The 14824-nt window shown below is 62.8% G+C and carries 14 protein-coding genes; 9 read left to right on the forward strand and 5 right to left on the reverse strand.

Annotation, left to right across the window (positions count from 1 at the left end; genetic code table 11):
• Nucleotides 1-30: 30 nt before the first annotated feature.
• From BMX61_RS09145 to BMX61_RS09155, 3 genes are all read right to left on the reverse strand, one after another.
• A complete protein-coding gene (locus tag BMX61_RS09145; protein ID WP_083639365.1) occupies nucleotides 31-1086 on the reverse strand; it encodes a 5-(carboxyamino)imidazole ribonucleotide synthase in 1056 nt (351 codons plus the stop codon).
• Entirely contained in the window at nucleotides 1083-1547 is a 465-nt protein-coding gene (purE, locus tag BMX61_RS09150; protein ID WP_075627054.1) for a 5-(carboxyamino)imidazole ribonucleotide mutase, read from the reverse strand. The genes BMX61_RS09145 and purE overlap by 4 nt, the downstream gene beginning before the upstream one ends.
• Nucleotides 1548-1718: 171 nt before the next feature.
• Entirely contained in the window at nucleotides 1719-1922 is a 204-nt protein-coding gene (locus BMX61_RS09155; RefSeq protein ID WP_075626951.1) for a YdcH family protein, read from the reverse strand.
• A 313-nt stretch (nucleotides 1923-2235) separates the two neighbouring features.
• Here BMX61_RS09155 and BMX61_RS09160 point away from each other — a divergent pair, with 313 nt between their 5' ends.
• Nucleotides 2236-2409 carry a YdcH family protein gene (locus BMX61_RS09160; protein ID WP_075626950.1) on the forward strand — a complete coding sequence of 58 codons (174 nt, stop codon included), beginning with the start codon at nucleotides 2236-2238 and terminating at the stop codon, nucleotides 2407-2409.
• A 1122-nt stretch (nucleotides 2410-3531) separates the two neighbouring features.
• Here BMX61_RS09160 and BMX61_RS09165 read toward each other — a convergent pair.
• Entirely contained in the window at nucleotides 3532-3792 is a 261-nt protein-coding gene (locus BMX61_RS09165; RefSeq protein ID WP_075626949.1) for an ArsR/SmtB family transcription factor, read from the reverse strand.
• Nucleotides 3793-3981: 189 nt separating this feature from the next.
• Nucleotides 3982-4761 carry a sulfite exporter TauE/SafE family protein gene (locus tag BMX61_RS09170; protein ID WP_075626948.1) on the reverse strand — a complete coding sequence of 260 codons (780 nt, stop codon included), beginning with the start codon at nucleotides 4759-4761 and terminating at the stop codon, nucleotides 3982-3984.
• Nucleotides 4762-4962: 201 nt separating this feature from the next.
• On the opposite strand from BMX61_RS09170, the gene BMX61_RS09175 reads away from it, so the two are divergent.
• The 8 genes from BMX61_RS09175 (at nucleotide 4963) to BMX61_RS09210 (ending at nucleotide 14767) form a co-directional block, all read left to right on the forward strand.
• Complete coding sequence (locus BMX61_RS09175; RefSeq protein ID WP_075626947.1) at nucleotides 4963-5613, forward strand: thiamine phosphate synthase; 651 nt, start codon at nucleotides 4963-4965, stop codon at nucleotides 5611-5613.
• Between the two features lie 229 nt (nucleotides 5614-5842).
• Nucleotides 5843-6928 carry a tetratricopeptide repeat protein gene (locus BMX61_RS09180; RefSeq protein WP_234794646.1) on the forward strand — a complete coding sequence of 362 codons (1086 nt, stop codon included), beginning with the start codon at nucleotides 5843-5845 and terminating at the stop codon, nucleotides 6926-6928.
• Between the two features lie 302 nt (nucleotides 6929-7230).
• A complete protein-coding gene (locus tag BMX61_RS09185; protein ID WP_075626946.1) occupies nucleotides 7231-8031 on the forward strand; it encodes an inositol monophosphatase family protein in 801 nt (266 codons plus the stop codon).
• A gap of 313 nt (nucleotides 8032-8344) precedes the next feature.
• A complete protein-coding gene (locus BMX61_RS09190; protein WP_075626945.1) occupies nucleotides 8345-9526 on the forward strand; it encodes an aminodeoxychorismate synthase component I in 1182 nt (393 codons plus the stop codon).
• Nucleotides 9523-10158 (forward strand): aminotransferase class IV family protein, encoded by a 636-nt coding sequence (locus tag BMX61_RS09195; RefSeq protein WP_075626944.1) that lies wholly within the window; start codon nucleotides 9523-9525, stop codon nucleotides 10156-10158. The genes BMX61_RS09190 and BMX61_RS09195 overlap by 4 nt, the downstream gene beginning before the upstream one ends.
• 240 nt (nucleotides 10159-10398) lie before the next feature.
• Nucleotides 10399-11799: a homospermidine synthase gene (locus tag BMX61_RS09200; RefSeq protein ID WP_075627052.1), complete on the forward strand. Its 1401-nt coding sequence runs from the start codon at nucleotides 10399-10401 to the stop codon at nucleotides 11797-11799.
• Between the two features lie 237 nt (nucleotides 11800-12036).
• Nucleotides 12037-12414, forward strand: coding sequence for an outer membrane lipoprotein Omp10 (gene omp10, locus BMX61_RS09205; RefSeq protein ID WP_075626943.1), 378 nt, complete (start codon nucleotides 12037-12039; stop codon nucleotides 12412-12414).
• Between the two features lie 271 nt (nucleotides 12415-12685).
• Complete coding sequence (locus BMX61_RS09210) at nucleotides 12686-14767, forward strand: bifunctional metallophosphatase/5'-nucleotidase (RefSeq protein ID WP_075627051.1); 2082 nt, start codon at nucleotides 12686-12688, stop codon at nucleotides 14765-14767.
• Nucleotides 14768-14824 lie beyond the last annotated feature (57 nt).

Here is a 14824-nt window from a genome sequence, read left to right on the forward strand (position 1 = left end):
TGGATGCCGCCAAGCGCGACGCCCCGCCGCTCAGCGCGGGGAAAGAACCGTGACATGGCCCATCTTGCGGCCCGGCCTCGCCTCGTCCTTGCCGTAGAGGTGCAACAGGGCATCCGGGGTTGCCAGCCAGTCCGGCACGCGATCGATATCGTCGCCGATCAGATTGTGCATGAGGCAATCGCTGTGGCGCCGGGTTTGGCCGAGGGGCAGGCCGGCCACGGCGCGCATGTGCTGCTCGAACTGTGAGACAAGGCAAGCGGCCTCTGTCCAATGACCCGAATTGTGCACGCGCGGCGCAATCTCGTTCACCGCCAGCTTGCCGCTGGCCAGCACGAAGAACTCGACGCCGATCACGCCGACATAATCGAGTGCGGTGAGAATCGAGGCCGCCGCGGACCGAGCGGCTTGCATGATGGCCACATCGACGTTCGCCGGCACCCGGGAGGTCGAGAGAATGCCATCACGATGGATGTTTTCCGCCGGATCGAAAGCCGAAATCGCTCCATCGATGCTCCGGGCGGCGATGATCGAGATCTCGCGGATGAAAGGCACGAAGCTTTCGAGAATGAGGGGCACGCCGCCGAGTTCCGCAAAAGCGGCCTCTATGTCCAGGCCTTCCGGCTTCAGCACCAGCTGCCCTTTGCCATCGTAACCGAAGCGGCGGGTCTTCAGGATGCCATGTCCGCCGAAATCCTCCAGCCCTGCCTGCAGGGCCTCCAGACTGTCGATCGCATGGTAGCGTGCCGTGTCCAGGCCACAGCCATTCAGGAAGCGCTTTTCCACCAGCCGGTCCTGCGAGACCTCAAGAGCCTTCGGCGGCGGGTAGACCGGGAGGCGCCGCGCCAGTCGCGTGGCTGCGATGAGCGGCACATTCTCGAATTCATAGGTAACGACGTCGCAGGCCTCAGCCAAAGCATCGAGCGCGGCCTCGTCGTCATAGGGTGCGACGATGACTCGATTGGCGACCTGCGCCGCTGGACAGTTCGCATCCGGCTCCAGGATGACGACTTTCAGCGACAGGCGCGCCGCCGCCATGGCGAGCATGCGGCCGAGCTGGCCGCCGCCAATGATGCCAATCGTTTTCATAGAGCATCCACCGGATGAAGGGCCACGGCCTCGCTTTGCTCGGCGCGCCATTGATCGAGCCGGTCGGCAAGGTCGAGATCCGACAAGGCGAGCACCGCGGCGGCCAGCAGCGCGGCATTGATGGCGCCGGCGCGGCCAATGGCCAACGTGCCCACGGGAATCCCAGCCGGCATCTGGACGATGGACAGGAGGCTGTCCTGACCGGAGAGCGCCTTGGACTGAACGGGAACGCCAAAGACCGGCAGAGGCGTCAGCGCCGCCGTCATGCCCGGCAAATGGGCCGCACCGCCCGCACCGGCGATGATCACCTTGAAGCCTTCCTCGCGGGCGCCCTGCGCGAAATCGATCATGCGCTCCGGCGTCCGATGCGCCGAAATGATTCGCGCGTCATAGGGGATGTCGAGCGCGTCGAGAATATCGGCCGCGTTCTTCATGGTCTCCCAATCCGACTGGCTGCCCATGATGAGGGCGACGGGAGGCGAGGAATGGGAGGTCACGTCTTGCGGCTCCTCTAGAGGCGCCCGACCGGAGATCCGATACCGGCGGGCTTAAGGCCATGTTGCCTTTGAAAGGCTGGGATCGGAACAGGCATCTTCCCGCACCGAAACAGCGCAGGCAAGAGGCGAGCCGGATCAGGCGATGATATCGGGAATGATCTGGTCTTCCAGCTTGGTGATCTTGTCCTTGATCGCCAGCTTTTTCTTCTTCATCCGCTGGATGCGCAGGGCGTCGCAACCCGTCTGGATCATGGCGTTGATGGCGGTATCGTAGTCTTCATGCTCCTGCCGCAACCGCGCTACACTCAATCTGAGTTCCGCCTGATCCTGATCTGGCATGTGCTTGACCCTCGCCGCGCCTTTCAAGCGTGTCACGCTCTCCTGGAGCCGCTCCGACGCTTCACCTCTTTGCTTCGACGCATGCCATCGCAAGGCCGCTTGGCGACCTCATGTGACACGCCCGGGACGGCGCAACCGCCCTCTTGTCGTTTCGACGCGTCGCTTAGCATGGATTAACCGCAAACGGGAAGTTCGCCCCTGCCACGAAAACGCCTTCGACAAATGAAAAATGTCATGGCACACTCCTGTGCGTTACCAACCGGAACATCCGGCATCCAAGACCGGGTGCAAGCTAGAAGGAAGGGACTGCCAAATGAACATTGAGGCCCATCTCGCAACGCTTGAAAAGAAACATGGAGTATTGGAGGAAGAGTTGCATTCCGCGCTCTTGCAACCATCGACCAGGGACGATTACATTTCCAGCCTGAAGCGCAGAAAGTTGCAGCTGAAGGATGAAATCGCGAAGATCAAGTCTTCGTTTCATTGAGTTTCGACTTGGCTGGCGTATAACACGTTTGGCCCGATAGAATAAGCTCTACCTGCGTTTTTCGTTGCCGAGTGGACCAGCAAAATGGGTCGTTTCGATCCGCTGTCGTCCCGCTTTGAACAGGTAGACAGGATGGCGGACTTGAAGGATCAGCCCGCCATCCGACACGGATGTTCCTTATCCCCCCACACAAAATCCGGAGTTCATCGATGCATCGCGCGGTCTTTTGACCTGTGCGCATGATCGGCGTTCGCGCGTGCCTGAATCACGCTGAAGCGGTCAACCTTGGTGCAAGGCGCGCTCAAGGCGAGCTATGGCCATCGACACGCAAGTCGAGGCGTGATGTCACGCCCTCATCATCAGAAAGGCGCGATGCAACGGCTTCGACCATGAGGATGCATCAAGCCGTCCGCCATCGCTGGCTTGCGAATATACGCTGTCCGCGCGCTGTTCCATTCGGGCTGCGCGGTCAAATCGCGGCCGATACCCAATCGAAAAACAGCCACGACTTACCCTTCATACGCCGAAGCGTGTCAGCGACGAACCGGCATCACGGTTGTATTCGCCTGCTCCACTCATGAGCTGGCAGAACAGCCGAAACTGCGGGGATCGCCACGCAATTTGGCCGAAAACGAAAGCATCCACGAACTAAGTGGGAGCTCTTCACCCGAATTGTGAAGCGCCGAGAGGGAGATTTAAAGCGCCTATAGACAGGCACCACTGACCAATCGGAGCGTGTCGCGACAAGACTCGATCACGCAGGGACTGAACATTCCGGAACCTCCTCCAGCGCCTATCATGCTGAAGACATCCTGCATTGGCGCCCTACCATTTCCGGCACTTGAACCGACCGGGCGAAGGTGACCGATCTCAATCGGAGCCACTTGCGCCTTAAACCAGATGCGGCAAACCGCTGAACGCAGGAAACAGACACTGCCCGTCACTCAGCCTTAATACAGCATTCTCAAATAAAAAATAGCACAGCAAGGTAGACGATCTTCAATAGACGACCGACCTTGAAGCAGAGCGAATTACAGGACCTGCCCACCAATATACAGGCGGAACGATGTAGCAGAATGTTGTCGTGGAGAGGGTTTCGATGACGGACGGAGACTGACGAAACTATGACCAGAACTGGTCTAGCCAGAGATTGACACGGTCGAATCCCTTTTTGTTGATAGTATAGATCCTTCGTGTTCCGCTTGGGGCAACGGAGACGAGGTCCGATTCGAGCAGCGCCTTGAGATGCTGCGAGACAGCGGGCCGGCTGATGGGCAGGCCCTCTGCAAGTTCGTTGACCGTGCGCGGCGCGCGACGGAGCTCCTCCAACAGATAACGCCGGTTGGGATCGGAGATGGCACTGAAAGGATCAACTTGAGACATAAGAGAAGGATCAACTTGGGACATGAGCGAACGCTAAGATAAAACTTTCTTATGAGCAAGCGGATTGTCACTTTAGGGGCTAAGAAAGATGTCTTTGCTTTTGCCTTTTCGCGAAAAAAGAGTGTCTCAATGTCAGCTCTCGCTTCCAAATTGCATCTTCTGACTGTAGCGCTTTGTTGATGAGCCTTTCTAGCGTGTGTCCAGGAGTGCACCGAGCGCTTCGTGAATGAGTCGCGCACCGGCGAGGAAAGCCATGGCATACATGAAGGGGTAGAAGATCTGTGGCCTCATGCGCCGCACGAAGAAGGCACCCGCCATGGTGGCAACCACCGCGAAGGGAAAGAGCGAGACGGAAACGATCAGGTTCTCCGTATCCAACTGCCCGAGCGCGAAATAGGGAATGAGCTTCACCGCGTTCAAGATGGCGAAGAAGCGCACCATGGTTCCCGTATAGTCGCGCGGCGGCAGTTGCAGCGGCAGGGCATAGACCTGGAACGGCGGTCCGCCGGCATGGGCGACGAAACTGCCGTAACCGGAGAAGGCGCCCAGCAGGACGGCCAGCGCAGGGCGATGCGGCTTCGGGGTCATGACATAGCCGTGGCGCGCGCGCCAGACGAGCACGGCATAGCGCAGCGCGAAGAGAACCGCGATCAGGCCGATGATCAGGCGAAGCGCGTCGCGCGGAACCACCGCCGCCGTGGCCCAGCCGATGGCAATGCCCGCCAGCGCACCGGGCAGCAGGATCAGCAGCGTCCTGCGGTCGCCATTCTTCCGCCAGGCCCAAAGCGAGACCATATCCATGGCGATCAGGATCGGCAGCAGCAGGGCGGCCGCCTTGACCGGCGAGACCACCAGCGACAGAAGCGGCACGCCCATCAGGGCCAGTGCCTCGCCCATGCCCCCCTTGGAAAAGCCGACGAGCAGCACGGCTGGAATGGCCACGAGATAGAAATTCAAGTCGGGCAGCATGTCGGTTCTCCTCCTCGGCGCCTGCCGGCCGCTCTTGTCGGGGCAGGCCGGCACCGTCCTCCCCGGCAAAGGCCTTCCCGCATCGGATCCGCAAAAGCGTTTCCCACGATCCGGCGACATGCTGTAAGGGAAAAGCATCGCGACGCAATGCGCATTTTTTCAAGGTTCGCGGCCTGCCTCAAAGGTCCGTCGAGGAGAGACATGACGACGAAAGACGATCGTTGCCGCCTGGTTCTGGTGGTGCCCGCGCTGGATGATATGGAACGACAGGCGCAGCTTCTCGAAGCAGCGCTGGCGGGCGGCGATGTCGCCTCGGTCATCCTGCCGCAGGGCACGCTGGACGACCAGGCCTTCCAGAAGCAGGCCGAGCGGCTGGTGCCGATCATTCAGGCGGCTGGAGCGGCAGCGCTGATCGCGGGCGACAGCCGCGTGGCCAGCCGGGTCAAGGCCGACGGGCTTCATATCTCCGGCAATGGCGAGGCCGTGGCGGAAGCGGTGGAGAAGTTCACGCCGAAGCTGATCGTCGGGGCCGGAGGCGCGGCCGACCGGCATCAGGCCCTGGAGATCGGCGAGGCGCGGCCCGACTATATGTTTTTCGGCAAGCTCGATGGCGACATCAAGCCGGAGGCGCATCCCAAGAACCTCGCGCTTGGCGAATGGTGGGCCTCGATGATCGAAATTCCCTGTATCGTGCTTGGCGGCTCCGATCTGCAATCCGCGCTTGCCGTGGCGGAGACCGGAGCGGAATTCGTGGCCCTGCGTCAGGCGATTTTCTCGGCACCGGCGCCCGGCGAGGCCGTCGCCGCCGTCAATGCGCTGCTGGACGAAAAAGCGCCACGGTTTGAGGATTAATCCGCCGGATATGATGCCGACCTCGCTCCTCTTCCGGACCGCCCTCCTCCGCCCTGCCATGTGCTGCGCGGCGCTTGCGCTTGCCGCTCTGCTGGAGGGCACGCCGCTTGGCGCCCTTGCGCAGGACATCAACCTGCCGGGTGTTTCGCCCGAAGGCGGGGCCGCCGCCGTCGATCCGGCAGCACCGGAAGGAACGCCGGTGCCGAGCGCGCCGCTTCCCGGTGAAACGATGGGCGATGCCGCACCGACTGCGGACACAACCTTTGGCGAGCGGGTGACGGGCGATGACGCAGCCTCGCCCAAGCGCGGGCGCATCACGCCCTTCAATGGCGCGGCACTGCCGGTCGAGGAACTGCCGAAGCTCGATCCGTCCGGCACGCCGCCGCCGGCACCCGGCGCCATCGCGCCGTCGGGCGGCGTCAACGTGCTGGATCGCATGGGCGCGTCTCTGCCGCCTCTGCCCAAGGAAAAGCCGTTCAAGGGCAAGCCCGACGACGCCTACGGCGCCTTTCAGCGCGGCTACTACCTGACAGCCATGGAGCTTGCCCTGCCGCGCGCCCAGAAGGGCGATCCTGCCGCCCAGACGCTGGTTGCCGAACTCTTCGCCAATGGGCTCGGCGTGCCGCGCAACACCAAGAATGCCGCCTTCTGGTACGAGCAGGCCGCCAATGCCGGCGATCCCGTCTCCATGTTCAAATTCTCGCTGATGCTGATGGAGGGCCGCGACGTTGCGCGCGACCGCAAACGCTCGGAAGAGCTGATGCGTGACGCCGCCGATCTCGGCAATGGCTCGGCGCAGTTCAATTATGCGCAGCTTCTGGTGTCCGACATGCCGGGCGAGAAAGGCCTGAAGGCAGCGCTGCCTTACTATGAGAAATCGGCCGAGAAGGGCATTGCCGACGCGCAATATGCGCTGGCGCAGATCTATATGAATGTCGAGGGGATCAGCGACGACAAGCGCGCCACTGCCCGCAGCTGGCTGCTGCGCGCGGCGGCAGCAGGCTTCGACACGGCCCAGCTCGATGCCGGCATCTGGCTGATCGACGGGCTTGGCGGCGACCGCAATCTGGAAGAAGGTTTTCGCTGGATGCGGCTTGCCGCTCAAAACGGAAACATCATCGCCCAAAACCGCGTCGCCCATCTTTATATCAATGCCATCGGCACCCAGCCCAACCCCGTCGAAGCCGGCAAATGGGCGCTGCTCTCGCTCAAAGCCGGCCTGCGCGACCCGGCACTCGAGGACTTCATGGAAGGGCTGCCCGACGAGCAGGTGGCCGAGGCGCGCAAGGCCGCCGATCTCTTCCGCCCGCGCTGAAGCATCCTCTTCTCGGGATGAAGCGGGCCTGGTGATGTTCGACATGGAAGACCCGCACCGGTCGATCCGTCCTTAGGATCGACGAGCGCGTCAAGGCACTGTAAGCCCGTCATTCCCGGCAGGAGCCGGCTTGCAGGCTTGAACTTCTTGCGCATTTATGGTCTTCCAGAGGCCTTCGAGCATGCAGCTGTCCAGCGATATGGGCGGATGCGGTCGGCCGCTGCGTGCCGACGGTTTTATGACAAGGTTTTCCGCCGGCCTTCATGCGTCCGGCTTGCCGATTGAAAAAAGGATCAAGCGGGATGGCGCGTTCAGCTCTTCTCAACGTCATGGTACAGGCTGCCTTCAAGGCGGGGCGCTCGCTGTCGCGCGATTACGGCGAAGTGCAGAACCTGCAGGTCTCGATGAAGGGGCCAGGCGATTTCGTGGCACAGGCGGCACGCAAGGCCGAGAAGATCCTGCGCGAAGAACTGATGAAGGCGCGCCCGACCTATGCCTTCCTCGGCGAGGAAGCCGGCGATATCGAGGGGACGGACGGCGCGCATCGCTGGATCGTCGAGCCGCTCGATGGCAAGACCAATTTTCTTCACGGGCTCGCACAATTCGCCGTCTGCGTTGCGCTGGAACGCCAGGGCGAGATCGTCGCCTCGCTCGTCTTCAATCCGGCGCTGGACGAGCTTTTCACCGCCGAGCGCGGCGGCGGCACCTTCCTCAACGATCGCCGCCTGCGCGTGGCCGCACGCCGCACCCTGTCGGATTGCATCATCGCCACCGGCATCCCTTATCTCGGCCGCACCAACCATGGCACCTATCTGGTCGAGCTGCGCCATATCATGGGCGAAGTCGCCGGCCTGCGCAGCTTCGGCGCGCCCTCGCTTGATCTCGCCCAGGTGGCCGCAGGCCGCTTCGACGGCTTCTGGGAGCGCGGGCTCGACCCCTGGCAGATGGCGGCCGGCATGCTTCTGGTGCGCGAAGCCGGCGGCTGGGTGTCCGATCTCGATGGCGGCAACAAGATCCTCGAAAGCCGCTCGATCATCGCCGGCAACGAATATATCCGCAAGGCGCTGCAGGACGTCGTCCATCGGCCGATCCCCGGCAAATAAGGATCCGAGAAGACCCGCATGGCGTGACATCGCGTGACGGCGGAAGGCGTCTCGCCGGCCTGAGAACGAACCTGCCGCTTGCCTCATCCTCGGGCGTGTCCCGAGGATCCACTGTTCGATGGCTGACGATGGCCGGATCAGGCCCGGCCGCAACGAGCCAGGGCTTTGCGCTTTGAGCATCGAGGCGAAAATCCGAACCGGATGCAGGCTTTTGATGGTGCATCGGACTGCCCGAAGGCCGGTTTCCACATTTCGGTCCGCCGCTCCATCGCCCATCTGAGACGACGGCAGGACATTCATATCCGGGATCGACATGGCAAGGGCAGCGTCCTCGCAAAACTTCATCCTCTTTCGTGACGATCCCGCGGACCGGACGATGCTGTTTGCCGAGCCGGTGGAGATCGTCACCGCCTGGACCCCGGAGGACTTCGAAGCCGGCTTTGCGAAGCTAGAGGCGGCGCGGGCGCAGAGGCTCTGGATTGCCGGGCTGATGGCCTATGAGGCCGGGCATCTCTTCGAACGAAAGCTTGCGCCTTTTGCCGCCGGCCGAAGAAAAACGCCGCTCTTTTCCTTCGGGCTGTTCGAAGGGCCGATCGCGGATCATCCGCTTGGCAGCCCGCGCCAGCGCGTTGAAAACGAGCCCTTCCTGAGCGAGCCGAAGGCCGCCTGGGATCTGTCGGCCTATCGCAGGCGCTTCGACCGGCTGCACCGGCACCTGGCCGAGGGCGATTGCTACCAGGCGAACCTGACCATGCCCATCGAGGCCAGGTGGACCGGCGATCCGCTTGCCGCTTTCTGGTCGCTCATTGCCCGACAGCCCGTGCGCTATGGCGCCTTCGTAGCGCTTGACGGGCCGCAAATTCTCTCGCGCTCGCCGGAGCTGTTCTTCAAGGTGGATGCCGGGGGCAGGATCGAAACGCATCCGATGAAGGGCACTGCCCGGCGTGGTGCCAGCGCGGCGGAGGACGCAGCAATCGTCGAAGCCCTTCTCGCCGATCCCAAGACGCAGGCCGAGAACCGGATGATCGTCGATCTCCTGCGCAACGACATTTCGCGCATCACCGAGGTCGGCACGCTGGATGTGCCTGCCCTCTTCGAGGTCGAAACCTATCCGACCGTCCATCAGCTAGTCAGTCATATCAGCGCGATGCTGCTGCCCGGCCTGACGCTGCGCGAGATCTTCGCGGCGCTGTTTCCTTGCGGTTCGGTCACCGGCGCGCCGAAGATCCGGGCGATGGAAATCCTGCAGGCGCTGGAGGTGGGTCCGCGCGAAGCCTATTGCGGCGCCATCGGCTGGATCGCGCCTGACGGCTCCATGCGCTTCAACGTCGCCATTCGCACGATCACCCTGTTCGACGATGGGAGAGCCACCTTCCATGTCGGCGGCGGCATCGTTTTTGATTCGACGGCGGAAGCGGAATATGAAGAATGCCTGCTGAAAGCGCGCTTTGCCGTGGGTGATCAGCTCATTGCCGCAGGGAGCGAGCCCGCGTGAGTGACTATCACCTGTTCGAGACCATGCGTTTTGCGCCCGGGGAAGGCGTCGTCCGGCAAGGTTTTCATCTTGCCCGGCTTGCCCGCTCGGCCGGGCGGTTGGGCTTTGCCGGGGCTGCGTCGGCACCTGCCTTTCTCGATGCGCAGCTTGCGGCGCTGCCGGCCGAGCGCGCCCTGCGCCTGCGGCTGGCACTGACGCGCGAGGGCGCGCTCAGTCTCGCTTCGGCGCCTTTCACGCCCCATGCCGCCGATACGGTTTGGCGCCTGCGCATTGCGGGGGTCAAGGCACAATCGCGCGATCGCCTGCTGCGCCACAAGGTGAGCCGCAGGACGCTGTATGATCAGGCGCGGGCGGAGTTTACGGCTGACGAGGCCGACGAGGTGCTGATCCTCAACGAGGCCGGCCTGCCCTGCGAAGGCACGATCACCTCGCTTTTTCTCGATGACGGCTCCGGCACGCTGAAGACCCCACCCGTTGCCTACGGCCTTCTGGCCGGCGTGCTGCGCACATCGCTGATCTGCGCCAGGCGCGCGCGGGTGGAGCGCCTGACGCTGCGCCAGGTCCGACAAGGCAGGCTCTTCATGGGCAATTCGCTGCGCGGGCTGATCCCCGCGATCCTGGACGCGGAGTAGGATGTCAGGCCCTATTTTTTGAGAAAAAGCGACAGCTCTTTATTGTGACATGGAATTGTGTTCTAGGCCTGCCACACATAAAAGGCGGGGTTAACGCAATCCCCACCAGCCTGACGCTGCAAAAGAAGGAGCGACTCTCAAATGGCAAAAAAGACCTCTGTGGACGTGAAGGAACCTGCCGTCCCGGAAGCGCCCGCGGTGACCTATCCGGTCTATGGCGAAATCACCGGCCCGATCGTCATGATCGGCTTCGGCTCGATCGGCCGCGGTACCCTGCCTTTGATCGAACGCCACTTTAAATTCGACAAGAGCCGCCTGATCGTCATCGAGCCGCGCGAGGAAGCCGCCGATGTCGAGATCATGAAGAAGCATGGCGTGCGCCACCTCAAGGCGCATGTGACCAAGGAAAACTACAAGGATATCCTGAAGCCGCTTCTGACCGAAGGCGAAGGCCAGGGCTTCTGCGTCAATCTCTCGGTCGATACCTCCTCGCTCGACCTGATGAAGCTCTGCCGCAAGCTCGATGTTCTCTATATCGATACGGTGGTCGAGCCTTGGCTGGGCTTCTACTTCGATAAGGACATGGACAATTCCGAGCGCACCAACTACGCGCTGCGCGAAACCGTGCGCAAGGAAAAGGAAAAGAACCCGGGCGGCACCACCGCCGTGTCCTGCTGCGGCGCCAATCCGGGCATGGTCTCCTGGTTTGTCAAGCAGGCGCTGGTCAACATCGCCAAGGACACCGGCCTCTCCTTCGACGAGCCCGCGCAGGACGATCGCGAAGGCTGGGCCAAGCTGATGAAGAAGGTCGGCGTCAAGGGCATCCACATTGCCGAGCGTGACACCCAGCGCACCAAGAACCCGAAGCCGCTCAACGTCTTCTGGAACACCTGGTCGGTCGAAGGCTTCATTTCCGAAGGCCTGCAGCCCGCCGAGCTCGGCTGGGGCACGCATGAAAACTGGATGCCGAAGAACGCCCAGAAGCACAAGAAGGGCAACAAGGCAGCCATTTATCTGGAGCAGCCGGGCGCCAACACCCGCGTGCGCACCTGGTGCCCGACCCCCGGCCCGCAATATGGCTTCCTGGTGACGCATAACGAGTCGATCTCGATCGCCGATTTCTTCACCGTCCGCGACAAGGACGACGAAGTCAGCTACCGCCCGACCTGCCATTACGCCTACCACCCGGCCAATGATGCCGTGCTCTCGCTGCACGAAATGTTCGGCAATGGCGGCAAGGCGCAGCCTGTTCTCCACGTTCTCGACGAGAACGAGCTGGTCGACGGCATCGACGAACTCGGCGTGCTGCTCTATGGCCACGAGAAGAACGCCTATTGGTACGGCTCGCGCCTCTCGCTGGACGAGACCCGCAAGATCGCACCCTACCAGAACGCCACCGGACTTCAGGTGACCTCGGCCGTCCTGGCCGGCATGGTCTGGGCGCTCGAAAACCCGACCGCCGGCATCGTCGAAGCCGACGAGATGGATTACAAGCGCTGCCTCGAGGTGCAGACGCCCTATCTCGGCCCGGTCGAAGGCCATTACACCGACTGGACCCCGCTCGATGGCCGCCCGGGCCTCTTCCCGGAGGATATCGACGAGAAGGATGCCTGGCAGTTCCGCAACATCCTGGTCCGCTAAATCGGCCTGACCCAATCTGACGGGGTCGGTTCCAAAGCGTGGCGCGAGCCCGCTGCGGGGCCGGCCCCTTTTTCATGTCGGTGCCTGCCTTCTGGCGCATCGCCGCAGGGGGCCCTCGTCCTGATAAGCCTCTGTGCCATATTGCTTTCGAAGGCTGCATTCGGCATGGTTCGTCGGAAGGGCCCTGACAGGCCAGGGGGCGCGGATCGGCAAGCCCCGCAGGAGAGACTTGAAAGCATGACACGTATCGCCACCTGGTTCACTCTTTCGCTGGCTGCGCTGGCCGCCTCCTGTCAATCCGCGCCGCAAGAGGTCTATCGTCCGGTCTACGGCACGGCACCGGCCACGCCCGCAGGTGTAGATGGCGCCTGGGTCGATCCGAACGGCATTGTCTCCACCTTTGCCGGTGGCACCTTTACCACCCGCACGACCGACACCAACCAGGTGCTGGCCTCCGGCAGCTACACCAACGTCACGCCGCAGCTGGTCGAGATCAACATGACCTCCATGGTTCGCAAGACCCAGTCCAAGGTCAATTGCGCGCTTGCCACGCCAAGCCAGCTGAATTGCACGACAGACTCCGGCTCCCAATTCTCGCTCACCCGCCGCAGCTGAACGATAACATCGTGACGTCGCTGGCGTCGGCGCGAGCATAATCGCTTGTGCTCAATAGGCGTGCGCGGATGAGCCGCCGCTCATATGAACGTTTCGCGACGTCGGCAAATTCCGCTTGATGTCTTCCGATGGGAATGAAACCATTCCGCCAGACGGACTGGACACGCTGCGCGAGAACCACGCCGGCGAAGACAGCGTTCCCGCAGCCCGGCTGCGGGCGCCTCAGCCAGGCAAGACCGTCCTGTGATTAGGAACGACCTTGGAGACGACCATGACAAAAACCCTTCGAACCGGGTTTCTCGCCGCCTCGCTTCTGTCCCTGTCCTCGGGCGCGGCCTTCGCGGACTACACGCTCGAAATTCTCCATATCAACGACTTCCATTCGCGCATCGAAGCGATCAACAAATTCGATTCCACCTGCTCGGCCGAGGAAGAGAGCAAGAATCAATGCTTCGGCGGCGCGGCCCGGCTGAAGACGGCGCTCGACCAGCGCCGCGCGGCGCTGGCCGGTCAGAACGTGCTGGTGCTCAATGCCGGCGATAATTTCCAGGGCTCGCTCTTCTACACGACCTACAAGGGTACGGCCGAGCTTGAGATCGTCAATGCGCTGAAATTCGACGCGATGACGCTTGGCAATCACGAGTTCGACGATGGCGAGAAGGCGCTCGCGCCCTTCCTCGACAAGGTGCAGTTCCCGGTCGTCTCGGCCAATGTCGAGATCAAGCCCGGTTCGGCGCTTGGCGACCACGTCAAGCGCTCGACCGTGATGGAGATCGGCGGCCAGAAGATCGGCATCGTCGGCGCGACGACGGTCGATACGCCGGAACTCGCTTCGCCAGGCCCCAATGTCGCCTTCAAGGACGACGTCGCCGCCATCACGGCCGAAGTGCAGGCGCTGAAGGCGCAAGGGGTCAACAAGATCATCGCGCTGACTCATGTCGGCTATCACCGCGATGTCGATGTGATCGCCAAGATTCCCGACGTGGACGTCGTCGTCGGCGGCCATTCGCATACGCTGCTGTCCAACACGGACCCTAAGGCGGCCGGCCCCTATCCGACGCTGTCGGACAATCCCGGCGGCTACAAGGTACCGGTGGTGACGGCGGCCTCCTACAGCAAGTATCTGGGCGATATCGTCATCACCTTCGATGACAATGGCGTGGTGAAAAGCGCCAAAGGCGATCCGATCCTGCTGGATTCGAGCTTCACCCCCGATTCGGGCATGACAACGCGTATCGCTGAACTGGCCAAGCCGATTGCCGATCTGCGCGCCAAGGTCATCGGCGCCAGCGAAGGCCCGATCGAAGCAGCGCGAGAGGTTTGCCGCGCCAGAGAGTGCTCGATGGGCAATCTGGTGGCCGACGCCATGCTCGACCGTGTCAAAGGCCAGGGCATCTCGATCGCCGTACAAAATGGCGGAGGCCTTCGCGCCTCGATCGACGGAGGCGAAGTGACGCAAGGCGAGGTCATCACCGTCCTGCCGTTCCAGAACACGCTCGCTACCTTCCAGTTGAAGGGTTCGGATCTCCAGGCGGCACTTGAAAACGGTGTCAGCCAGATCGACGACGGCGCCGGCCGCTTCCCGCAAGTCTCGGGCCTGAAATACAGCTTCGACAAGTCGAAGCCTGCTGGCAGCCGCATCAGCGCCATCGAGGTCAAGGACGGCGATGGTTTCGTGCCGCTCGATCCGGAGAAGACCTATGGCGTGGTGACCAACAATTATATGCGCAGCGGCGGCGACGGCTACAGCATCTTCGCCAAGAATGGCCAGAACGCATATGATTACGGCCCGGATCTGGCCGATGTGACGGCCGATTTCATCGCCGCGCATTCGCCCTACAAGCCTTATACCGACGGGCGCATCACCGACCTGACGCCGGCGGATTACAAGCCGGCGCCGAAGCCGGAAACGACCGCCCCGGCCCCTGCGACGACGACGGCACAGGCCCCGGCAACGCCCACGCCTGCCGCTCCCGCCCCGGCAACGCCCGCGCCTGCCGCTCCCGCCCCGGCAACGCCCGCGCCTGCCGCTCCCACCCCGGCCGCACCGGCTCCGGCAGCGCCCACCGCGCCTGCGCCAGTCAATCAGCCGACGCCGGCTGCACCGGCATCGGCCGCTCCGGCTCCGGTTGCCCCAGCTCCGGTTGCTCCCGCAGCGCCTGCTCCAGCCGCAAGCCAACCCACCTCTGCCGGGCCGCGAACGCATGTGATCGTCAAGGGCGATACGCTCTGGGATCTTGCGCAAGAGACCTATGGGGATGGCGAGAAGTGGCGCGTGATCTTCGACGCCAATGGCAAGCCGGCGCCGCGCCGTCTGATCGTCGGCAAGGCGCTGGTCCTTCCGGCTCAATAGGCCGAGCACGTAGCGGCACAGGCCGCCACGTGGACAATAGGTCGCAGGCCAAACTGG

Source organism: Xaviernesmea oryzae (genome assembly GCF_900109605.1).
GTDB lineage: Bacteria > Pseudomonadota > Alphaproteobacteria > Rhizobiales > Rhizobiaceae > Xaviernesmea > Xaviernesmea oryzae.

Coding starts and splice junctions, on each gene's coding strand:
- BMX61_RS09145 (WP_083639365.1), bottom strand. CDS start 1,086: ATGAAAACGATTGGCATCATTGGCGGCGGCCAGCTCGGCCGCATGCTC.
- purE (WP_075627054.1), bottom strand. CDS start 1,547: ATGGGCAGCCAGTCGGATTGGGAGACCATGAAGAACGCGGCCGATATT.
- BMX61_RS09155 (WP_075626951.1), bottom strand. CDS start 1,922: ATGCCAGATCAGGATCAGGCGGAACTCAGATTGAGTGTAGCGCGGTTG.
- BMX61_RS09160 (WP_075626950.1), top strand. CDS start 2,236: ATGAACATTGAGGCCCATCTCGCAACGCTTGAAAAGAAACATGGAGTA.
- BMX61_RS09165 (WP_075626949.1), bottom strand. CDS start 3,792: ATGTCTCAAGTTGATCCTTTCAGTGCCATCTCCGATCCCAACCGGCGT.
- BMX61_RS09170 (WP_075626948.1), bottom strand. CDS start 4,761: ATGCTGCCCGACTTGAATTTCTATCTCGTGGCCATTCCAGCCGTGCTG.
- BMX61_RS09175 (WP_075626947.1), top strand. CDS start 4,963: ATGACGACGAAAGACGATCGTTGCCGCCTGGTTCTGGTGGTGCCCGCG.
- BMX61_RS09180 (WP_234794646.1), top strand. CDS start 5,843: ATGGGCGATGCCGCACCGACTGCGGACACAACCTTTGGCGAGCGGGTG.
- BMX61_RS09185 (WP_075626946.1), top strand. CDS start 7,231: ATGGCGCGTTCAGCTCTTCTCAACGTCATGGTACAGGCTGCCTTCAAG.
- BMX61_RS09190 (WP_075626945.1), top strand. CDS start 8,345: ATGGCAAGGGCAGCGTCCTCGCAAAACTTCATCCTCTTTCGTGACGAT.
- BMX61_RS09200 (WP_075627052.1), top strand. CDS start 10,399: ATGATCGGCTTCGGCTCGATCGGCCGCGGTACCCTGCCTTTGATCGAA.
- omp10 (WP_075626943.1), top strand. CDS start 12,037: ATGACACGTATCGCCACCTGGTTCACTCTTTCGCTGGCTGCGCTGGCC.
- BMX61_RS09210 (WP_075627051.1), top strand. CDS start 12,686: ATGACAAAAACCCTTCGAACCGGGTTTCTCGCCGCCTCGCTTCTGTCC.